This window comes from Methylobacterium nigriterrae (genome assembly GCF_037106235.1).
Lineage (GTDB): Bacteria > Pseudomonadota > Alphaproteobacteria > Rhizobiales > Beijerinckiaceae > Methylobacterium > Methylobacterium nigriterrae.
The window spans coordinates 1-313 of the sequence record NZ_JBAWTG010000668.1 but is presented as its reverse complement, the minus strand read 5'-3'; the positions used below and the strand labels follow the sequence as shown (position 1 = coordinate 313).

Sequence of the window (313 nt, the reverse complement as noted above, 5' to 3'; positions counted from 1 at the left end):
CCGCCCGGCATGCGGGCCGACTGGGTCGGCATCGCCTCCCAGGAGGCCGCCCTCGGCAACCAGGCCTACGGGGTGGTCGCGCTGGCGCTGCTCCTCGTGCTCCTGGTGCTCGCCGGCCAGTACGAGAGCTGGACGGCGCCGCTCGCCGTGGTGCTGGCCGTGCCGCTCGCCCTGCTCGGCACCGTGGCGGCCCTGACGCTCGCGGGGGCCGCCAACAACATCTACCCGCAGATCGGCCTCGTCCTGCTGATCGCGCTCGCCAGCAAGAACGCGATCCTGATCGTCGAGTTCGCCCGCGAGCTGCGCCTGCGCG

At 73.8% G+C, this 313-nt stretch carries 1 protein-coding gene; it reads left to right on the top strand.

Annotation, left to right across the window (positions count from 1 at the left end; translation table 11 throughout):
* Positions 1 to 313: efflux RND transporter permease subunit (locus WDW90_RS38655; RefSeq protein WP_336492939.1), on the top strand; the 313-nt coding region annotated here is incomplete at both ends.